This is a genomic window from Candidatus Borrarchaeum sp., assembly GCF_019058535.1.
In the GTDB taxonomy this organism is placed as follows: domain Archaea; phylum Asgardarchaeota; class Sifarchaeia; order Borrarchaeales; family Borrarchaeaceae; genus Borrarchaeum; species Borrarchaeum weybense.
In genome coordinates, this window is sequence record NZ_JAHPYX010000207.1 from 1 (window position 1) to 8,261 (window position 8,261).

The 8,261-nt window shown below is 36.3% G+C and carries 10 protein-coding genes and 1 pseudogene; 7 read left to right on the top strand and 4 right to left on the bottom strand.

Going from position 1 to position 8,261, the window contains the following annotated elements; all coding sequences use genetic code 11:
• Window positions 1-394 precede the first annotated feature (394 nt).
• The 5 genes and pseudogenes from sepS (at window position 395) to rrp42 (ending at window position 4,868) form a co-directional block, all read left to right on the top strand.
• Window positions 395-1,960: an O-phosphoserine--tRNA ligase gene (sepS, locus tag QVB70_RS12525; RefSeq protein ID WP_287586764.1), complete on the top strand. Its 1,566-nt coding sequence runs from the start codon at window positions 395-397 to the stop codon at window positions 1,958-1,960.
• 128 nt (window positions 1,961-2,088) lie between these two features.
• Window positions 2,089-2,763, top strand: a complete 675-nt coding sequence (locus QVB70_RS12530; RefSeq protein WP_287586789.1) for an endonuclease V — start codon at window positions 2,089-2,091, stop codon at window positions 2,761-2,763.
• Between the two features lie 126 nt (window positions 2,764-2,889).
• Complete coding sequence (locus QVB70_RS12535; RefSeq protein ID WP_287586766.1) at window positions 2,890-3,084, top strand: DNA-directed RNA polymerase subunit N; 195 nt, start codon at window positions 2,890-2,892, stop codon at window positions 3,082-3,084.
• 171 nt (window positions 3,085-3,255) lie between these two features.
• Window positions 3,256-4,063 (top strand): annotated as a pseudogene (gene rrp41, locus QVB70_RS18480) (exosome complex exonuclease Rrp41).
• 1 nt (window position 4,064) lies between these two features.
• Window positions 4,065-4,868, top strand: coding sequence for an exosome complex protein Rrp42 (rrp42, locus tag QVB70_RS12550; protein ID WP_287586771.1), 804 nt, complete (start codon window positions 4,065-4,067; stop codon window positions 4,866-4,868).
• Between the two features lie 74 nt (window positions 4,869-4,942).
• Here rrp42 and QVB70_RS12555 read toward each other — a convergent pair whose 3' ends face one another.
• From QVB70_RS12555 to QVB70_RS12570, 4 genes are all read right to left on the bottom strand, one after another.
• Entirely contained in the window at window positions 4,943-5,347 is a 405-nt protein-coding gene (locus tag QVB70_RS12555) for a 30S ribosomal protein S9 (RefSeq protein WP_287586773.1), read from the bottom strand.
• 1 nt (window position 5,348) lies between these two features.
• A complete protein-coding gene (rplM, locus tag QVB70_RS12560) occupies window positions 5,349-5,789 on the bottom strand; it encodes a 50S ribosomal protein L13 (RefSeq protein WP_287586775.1) in 441 nt (146 codons plus the stop codon).
• Window positions 5,790-5,854: 65 nt separating this feature from the next.
• Entirely contained in the window at window positions 5,855-6,226 is a 372-nt protein-coding gene (locus QVB70_RS12565) for a 50S ribosomal protein L18e (RefSeq protein WP_287586777.1), read from the bottom strand.
• Complete coding sequence (locus tag QVB70_RS12570; protein WP_287586780.1) at window positions 6,195-7,046, bottom strand: DNA-directed RNA polymerase subunit D; 852 nt, start codon at window positions 7,044-7,046, stop codon at window positions 6,195-6,197. The genes QVB70_RS12565 and QVB70_RS12570 overlap by 32 nt, the downstream gene beginning before the upstream one ends.
• A gap of 443 nt (window positions 7,047-7,489) precedes the next feature.
• Here QVB70_RS12570 and QVB70_RS12575 point away from each other — a divergent pair, with 443 nt between their 5' ends.
• Together QVB70_RS12575 and QVB70_RS12580 are read left to right on the top strand one after the other, a co-directional pair.
• Window positions 7,490-8,041 carry a GTPase domain-containing protein gene (locus tag QVB70_RS12575; RefSeq protein WP_287586783.1) on the top strand — a complete coding sequence of 184 codons (552 nt, stop codon included), beginning with the start codon at window positions 7,490-7,492 and terminating at the stop codon, window positions 8,039-8,041.
• Between the two features lie 3 nt (window positions 8,042-8,044).
• The coding region (locus tag QVB70_RS12580; protein WP_287586786.1) for a hypothetical protein at window positions 8,045-8,261 on the top strand (217 nt) is incomplete at its 3' end.

Consider the following 8,261-nt stretch of genomic DNA (forward strand, 5'->3'; position numbering starts at 1 on the left):
GAGAGTTTCCTCTCTGTTTAAACCATCATTTACAGAGCAAGGGACTAGAGAAGCATCCCTTGGTGTGTTCTTGAACTCTCCTGATAACTCAGATACCGCCATAAACTGTATGACCTCTCTTAGGCTAATCAACTAATTGCTCTCATTCCTCACGGAACAAGCCCCTACCCTTTAGGTTGGGGTAATTGACCTAATACGACCTTTGTACTCTTTGTGGATGAGCCTAGAAATCTCTTTCCAACAAAGAAATTCACTTTTTCCGCTTCTTTTTCGATTCTTTCAGCTATTCACTCTGGAGATATAAAGAAAATATATAAACTCCACTTATCATTCATCATTGAGCATAGAGCTTGTGCTTACTTATGATAACAATGAATTAAGAATGGGAATCAAAATGGGAAAGTTTGATCTGCAAAAATTGAAAGCAGAGATGGAAAAGGATTATGAAAAGGCCTGGCTCATGTCTAAAAGCCTTTTAAAAGAAAAAGGAAGGCTTTTACGTTTAAAGCCACAGGGAAAACCACATCCAATATTTACATTTATTGAAAGAGCGCGAAAAACATTACTGAGACTAGGCTTTAAGGAAACTGTTTTACCAATTATCGTAGATGAGGGAACCATATTTCGCGAATATGGACCTGAAGCATGCCTGATTCTTGACCGTATATTCTATTTAGCAGGGTTACCACGACCTGATATCGGAATTTCCAAAGAGAAACTTGAACAAATTCAAGAAATTATCCCTGGATTTGAAAAGGTTTCTGAATTACAAAAAATCTTCAGAGAATACAAAGCGGGTAAAGTTGAAGCCGATAATATGCTTGAAGTTATTGTTTCAGATCTAGAAGTGAAAGAAGATGATGCAAGTAAGATGATTGATTCTGTTTTCTCAGAAATGAAAAGACTTGAGCCAATCCCTACAAAACTGACATTAAGGAGTCATACCACAGCATTATGGTTTCCAGCATTAGCCAAGATCCAATATTTGCAACCTCTCCCAGTACAACTATTTAGCATAGGCCCAAAGTTCCGAAGAGAGCAGAAACTAGATAGCACTCATCTTTACTCAAGTTATACTATCTCGTATGTAATCATGGCAGATATGACATTAGAAGATGGTAAAATTGTTGTTGAAGATTTTTTGAAAGAACTTGGATATAAAGAAGTCATCTTTGCAAAAAAACGAGCTACATCGAAATATTATGCTCCTCAAACAGAATCAGAAATTTTTATTGAACATCCAAAGACTGGAGAAGTTATTGAAATAGGAGATTTAGGTTTTTATTCACCAATAGCACTTGCAAACTTCGGAATAGAATATCCAGTATTTAATGCAGGTTTTGGAGTGGAACGTTTTGTTATGGTCGAAACTGGCGAAACAGACATCCGACAACTTGTTTATCCTTATTTTTACTCTAGAGTGGATCTAAAAGATGAAGAACTTCTAAAGGGGATTAAATTAACTGAAAGCCCAGAAACAGATCTTGGAAAAGAAATAATGCAGGCGATCATAAATATCGCTGAAGAACATAAGGATGACAGTTCTCCAACAAAAGTATTAGCATGGCAAAAACATTTTGAATCTCAACTCACGCAAATCTATGTTTGGGAACCTGATCCTGATGTCAAACTATTAGGCCCTGCCGCATTAAATGAAATTTTGGTCTCTGAAGGAAATATAATCGGAGTGGTTCCAACTGAAAAGTTAAAGAAGGAAGGTCAGTCGACTGGAATTCGATATTTAGATGCTGTAGTTGCCAAAGCAGCAAAAGATATAGAAGATCTACTAAAGAGTGACAGAAATGAGTATACGTTAAGAGTAAGAATGGTTAAAAATGCAGCTGATATAAATTTAACAATAGAAGAACCTACAAGGAGAATTATCACTTCAAAAGGAAAAAAAATCGATATTAGAGGTCCTGTATTTATTGGTATTCTTATGGAAACAAAATCACTTTAGGAGACATTAACTCTGAAATAATTGTATATTATGGTTCATAACGAGAAATTGTTTAACAATACAGAAATTTATGCAAAACAGGGATGTGTTTGAACTTTCAAACCAAGAGGGTTATCACTCAATGTTTGATGAAAAGATTCTCTGAAAAGATTGAATATAACTCAATTGATCTTGATTCTCTTGGAAAAGAACAGATGTATCTTGCTAAAAAAGTTATTCTTAAAGACAAGTTTGGTACTCCCGTTGTGTTAGCAGGAGTAGATCTGTCATATAAAAATACTACTTGTATAGTTGCTTATGTTGCGCTTAAGTTTAAAACGTTAGAAATCTTAGAGAGAAAAGCAATAAAACAAAAAGTTGTTTTTCCCTATATCCCTACTTTTCTCGCATTTAGAGAGGGACCTCCTACCTTAGCGCTCCTAGAAAAAATTAATACACGCCCAGATGTCCTAATGATTAATGGTCATGGGATTGCTCATCCACTCTTTTATGGATACGCATCTCATATAGGCGTCCTTACTAGCATACCAACCATTGGCATAGCTACTAAACTTCTATATGGAATGGTTTGTGAAATACCAACTAATGTAGGATCATATTGCTACGTAAGTTATAAAGGCAGAAGGGTGGGGGCAATTTTTCTATCAAAAAAGGGTTGTAAGCCCATCATTGTTTCGCCAGGACACCTAATAACTATTGATAGTTGCTTAAGAATAGTAAAATGTTCTTTAAAAGGCTATAAGTTACCAGAGCCACTTCGTTTAGCTCATAAACTTGCTCAAGAGGAAAAAATGGCTATTTAATATAATCAATGGCTTCAAAATTAATAACGGTGGGTTTTCTCGCTGATTTCGTAGGAACGAAAAGATTAAAAAAGAATGCCAATATTCTCCAGATAGAACGCGTTCAGTAGATTTTGGTGTTATAAGATGATCATTCCCATTCGTTGTTTCACATGTGGAAAGGTAATTGGAGATAAGTGGATACCCTTCTCTCAGAAGATAAAACAAGGCGAATCTCCAAAAGAAATATTAGATGAATTAAATATAACAAGATATTGTTGTCGAAGAATACTTTTAAGTCACGTTGACCTAATAGATGACATCCTAAAACTGATGCGATAGATTAAAATAAATGTATATGTAAAAATTAGGCGATTTATTTGGAGAATAAGAGTCGCTAATTCTGAGCAGAATGACCCTTTTCGGTTTTGAATAAACGTTTAGTTTCTTAAGTGTTGGAATGTGTTAGGAAGTAAATATGAAATCATAGGAAAATGAAAAGGAGGAGAAGAAATGGTAGATAAAAAGTCGGTACCACCTCTTAAACTTATATCTGATGAAGGTATCCGATCTGATGGTCGCAAATTTGATGAATTAAGACCAATGAAAATGGAGATTGGTGTGCTTAAAACGGCTGACGGATCAAGTTATGTAGAACAAGGAAGAAATAAGATTTACGCGGCTGTATATGGTCCACGAGAGTTACATCCGCGTCATTTAGCCTTACCAAATAAAGCTCGTGTAAGGTGTACTTATCGAATGGCATCTTTCTCAGTAGAAGGCATTCAATTTCTAAATAGCCTGCTGAAATGAAAGAAAAAGCCCTGCTCCAAGTAGAAGGGAACAGGAATTATCCATGGTCATTCGTGAGTCATTAGAGCCAGCAATTTTTTCCATTATGTTTCCTCGAACCGCTGTAGATATTTATATCGAAATTACACAAGCGGATGGAGGAACACGATGTGCTAGCATCACTGCCGCATCTTTAGCTCTTGCAGACGCAGGAGTACCACTAAAAGATTTAGTAGCAGGATGTGCTGCTGGAAAAATTGAAGGGACACTTGTTTTAGATCTCGATGACACTGAAGACAAATGTGGTGAGGCAGATCTTCCTTTAGCATTTATCCCTCGAACAGAAGAGATTACATTGCTTCAAATGGATGGATCATTTTCACCAAAAGAGTTTGAAGATGCAATGAATTTAGCTATTACTGGCTGCAAAAATATCTACGAAATGCAAAAAGAAACATTGAAGAACAAATATGCTGAGATTCGCGATGAAACTGATTCTGAGGATGATATCTCCGAAGAAGGTGATTAAAATGGTTAAGTCTGAGAAAATCCTTTCTGAAATCGAACAAAACTATATTGAAAAACTTGTAAACAAGGGCAATCGTATTGATGAACGTTCGCTAGATGAATTTAGGGAAATTACAATAAAGACCAACACTATTGAAAAAGCGAACGGCTCGGCTGATGTAATTTTAGGCAATACCAGAGTTTTAGCAGGAATTAAAATGGAAATGGGTACTCCATACCCTGATATGCCCGATGAGGGTGTTGTCACTGTAAGTGCAGAACTTGCACCAATTGCTTCCCCTTTCTTTGAAAGTGGACCTCCTACAGAAGTAGGGATTGAATTAGCAAGAGTAGTCGACCGAGGCGTGAGACAATCACATGCTGTTGATACGAAAAAGTTGTGTATTATTGAGGGAGAAAAAGTATGGATTGTCTTTGTTGATATTTATGCCTTAGATCATGATGGAAATCTCATTGATGCTTCTGCCTTAGCAGTCATGGCTGCTCTTATGACAGCAAAAATGCCGAAGTTAGAAATCAAAAAAGATAACGAAATTGAATATCTTGAAGAAACAATTCCACTCCCTATAGTTGACCATCCCATTGCTGTCACCATAGCAAAAATGAATGGTGCTACGATAGTTGATCCATGTCTTAAAGAAGAATTTGCAATGACAGGGCGAATAACCTTTACATTTACTCAAGATGGAAATCTTTGTGCATTACAAAAAGGAGGAGATGGAACTTTTAAGCTACCTGAAGTATTAAGTGCGTTTGAGACAGCAAGAAAAATAGCGCCTCAATTAAGAAAGTTCTTACCTGAATGACCTTGTTTATCTAGACGTTTTCTCCTTATTCGATACCATATTTGAACATCTCAAATATTAATTTCAAGTAAGGTCTATCGATAGGATTTTTGGAAGCGCTGTCTCGCTCCTCTGCCACCAAATTTTTTCGGTTCTTTCCTTCTGGCATCTGAAACAAGAAGCATTCGGTCATACTCTAGGAATTTTCGCTTAATCTCGGGTTTATCTGTCCATTCTGATATGGCTTTTGCTAAGGCAGTTCTAACAGCCTCTGTCTGCCCCATAAACCCTCCACCTCTGACATCGATGTTTATATCAATTTGGTTGATAATTTCTGTGCCTGCTAGTATCACTGGTTCCATAATTTTCCATCTGCATAACTCTGGTTCAAATATTTCTAAAGGAATCTTGTTTATTCGTATTTTACCCTTACCTGGTCTGATTATAGCCCGAGCAATCGCTGTTTTCTTTTTTCCTGATGTTAATATAACTTTAGGCATATTATTCCCTCTTTGAAGGAGACCATCCAATCTCTTTACATATCTCAGATAGATAGACTTTCTTTCTGATAGTTTTACATTCAATCTTAGGGAGAGATTCGATTGGAACATCTTTAAGATGTTTTGGTGTACCCATATACACTTTTAGGCGTTCATATGCTGTTCTTCCGCGAGGTGTATCCCAAGGTAACATTCCACGTATTATACGACGAAGAAATCTATCAGGCATACGTTGATGTAGTGGTCCTTTCCATGGGGCGGTTGCAGTCCTTATTTGTAACCTTCCTTTATATTTTCGCAATATGCTTTTTGGATCTCCAGTAATAATGCCTTTTTCTGCATTTATAATAATAATTTTATCGCCAAGTAGTAATCTTTTTGCAACTGAGCTTGATAATCGACCAACTATTTTATTTTCTGCGTTGATGACCAATTCATTCATTCTTAGACCACCGAAAGGAGATTTAGTTAAATTACAAGGATTAATTAAATTATTTTTCAATTTGATTATGTAATGACCTTAATGTTCGATCCCTTTGGATTTTGTTTTATTAGTTCTTGTAAAGTAAGGCATTTACCGCCACTAAAGAGTATTTTTTCTCTTGCATGTTGAGAAAAATTTAAAGCCGCAATAGTAACATGATGCAAGAGTTTACCAGAGGATAATACTTTTCCTGGAACAATTACTATATCATCCTGCTTCGTTAGACGATTAATTTTACTAAGATTAACCTCTACATTGGTTCTACGAGGCTTTTGTAAATAGTTGTCGACATCCCTCCAAATGCTAGCATGCCATTTATGTGCACTTCTACGTAAGTATCTTCTTATAGATTGCACATTAGGATTAGTTGGACCTGTAGATTTCAGATTTTTCACCCTCTTGAATTAGTTCGATTTCTTCTTTGAATGCTTCTGCCTTTCCTTGGAGTATTTCTACAGCTTTTTTAACAATTTTTTCCGGAGATAATGCTCCAGTAGATTCCACAGAAAACGCAAAAATTCTATTGTCCCATCGTACTTTTATTGCATTAAAATCACATGTATCCTCGCACAATTTGCATAAAATGCAATCTAACATGTTTTGAATTATTAATCCACCTTCTTCTAATCTAAGAATGCTTTTTGGACAACTTTCTACACAATCACCGCATTCTGTACATTCTTGTTTTTTTAAGTCAATAATTGGAATATATTTATAGGAACAAGTTGCTACTGGTTGCCATTTTGCATGTACTTTTCCTTTTCCTAGTTGTGCGATTGCTTCTAATTCTGTGCGTTGACCTTTTGCCAGTTTAACAATAGGTATTAAATCATTTACTGGAACAACCTCAGGATCTTGCGACACAAGATCCCCTGAATATACAATTACACTATCACCTTGATTATCTATTTCTTTTGCCTCTTTAACTAATGTTAAGGTCACGGAACATCTCGGGCAATTAGTTCCCCCGCATCCGCAATCCTGTGGTAAGACAAAAGACTCAAGATCAGTCTTTAGCGGTATTAATCCAAGCCTATGAGCTAATAATTCATCATACAAAGCAGATGTATTTTCAATGATTATGACATCTTCGATAGCAAAAGTAGGTACCTCTGCTATCATAACTCTTCTGAAAGCATTTGCAAAAGAGGCATCTACATCTTCTAATATAAATCGTAACATATCTTGTGTCTTTTCAAGTATCTGGACATTCATAACAATATCTCACCAAAGGAAACCGTTAAAGAGTTGCTGATCAAATAATATTCCTTTTATTGGCTTATTCAAATTGAGAGACTTACCTTTCGAATTCTTTTTCTTTAAGAAAGGAGATTTTTTGAATCGCCTATTCGCATCTTGGAGCAAGCATACAAGATTTATAACTTTTTCTTTTCTGACTGAATCTCCAATAATTGTAATTGACACTCACTTAAATGCAAATTCTCTAAAGTGTTTTCCTTTATTTTTTGTTCTTAACTAGCGTACTGTTTTCTTAAAACTTCAAACGAACGTCTTTATTTCTAGATTTCGTCTCATTAAATCTCAGTTTAAAAATGTAAGTCTCAGCATATTCTATTCTCCAATAAAGAAGCGTCAGCTGGCATACAAAAACGCGGACTTTAAATAGACCGCTATCAAATGTCAGTGGTGAACTGGTAATGGGAATTACACAGTTATCTAAGACAAAGGTAACTAGTAAGCAAGAAAAAGTATTGAAATTTTTACTAATGGGGCCAGCAGGAGCTGGAAAAAGCACCTTTGGATCCTGTCTTGAGTGTGTAATTGAGGAAACTCAGTTAAATTCTTCTGGCATATATATGCCGACGCCAGGAGTTGCCTTTTATAAAGTGCCCTTGAATAATGGTAAGTGTTATGTTAATTGGGAATTGGGAGGTCAACAGCGCTATCAACCTCTCTGGAAACTCTGGTGGAAAGGAGCAACTGGTGCCTTCTTGATTATTGATTCTTCTAATGAAGAAGCCTTAGCAGTCGCCAAGAATATACACCAGTTGATTATAGGTGAATTACGTCTACCATATGTGGTTTGTATTAACAAACAAGATTTACCTAACACATTATCTCCTGAGATGATTGCCAGTCATCTTGAAATTAACGATTCCACAATCATTTTTCCTACTTCCGCTGCAACAGGTGCAAATGTTAAGGAAGCGTTTCTTGAGTTAGTGCAAAGAACGGAAAGGGAGGCGTGATTTGTGATCGGTGAAACCTTGTTCTTAAATTCCTATCCGTTGCAGGAATGTGGCATTAAAACAATCTTGCTCCTCAAGTTCGATGTCATGGCAGGACCCTATATTGCTTTTGAGGGTACATGCTCCGAAAGCAAAGTAGCGGAAACCCTAAAGGATCCCATCATTCTGGCACAGTTCCATATGGGGCTAGCCGAGACCGATGTTGATGTTATAGAAAAGC

What these genes read in the sequence shown, in the direction of transcription:
- sepS (WP_287586764.1), top strand. Translation starts at nt 395, where the DNA reads ATGGGAAAGTTTGATCTGCAAAAATTGAAAGCAGAGATGGAAAAGGAT.
- QVB70_RS12530 (WP_287586789.1), top strand. Translation starts at nt 2,089, where the DNA reads ATGAAAAGATTCTCTGAAAAGATTGAATATAACTCAATTGATCTTGAT.
- QVB70_RS12535 (WP_287586766.1), top strand. Translation starts at nt 2,890, where the DNA reads ATGATCATTCCCATTCGTTGTTTCACATGTGGAAAGGTAATTGGAGAT.
- rrp42 (WP_287586771.1), top strand. Translation starts at nt 4,065, where the DNA reads ATGGTTAAGTCTGAGAAAATCCTTTCTGAAATCGAACAAAACTATATT.
- QVB70_RS12555 (WP_287586773.1), bottom strand. Translation starts at nt 5,347, where the DNA reads ATGCCTAAAGTTATATTAACATCAGGAAAAAAGAAAACAGCGATTGCT.
- rplM (WP_287586775.1), bottom strand. Translation starts at nt 5,789, where the DNA reads ATGAATGAATTGGTCATCAACGCAGAAAATAAAATAGTTGGTCGATTA.
- QVB70_RS12570 (WP_287586780.1), bottom strand. Translation starts at nt 7,046, where the DNA reads ATGAATGTCCAGATACTTGAAAAGACACAAGATATGTTACGATTTATA.
- QVB70_RS12575 (WP_287586783.1), top strand. Translation starts at nt 7,490, where the DNA reads ATGGGAATTACACAGTTATCTAAGACAAAGGTAACTAGTAAGCAAGAA.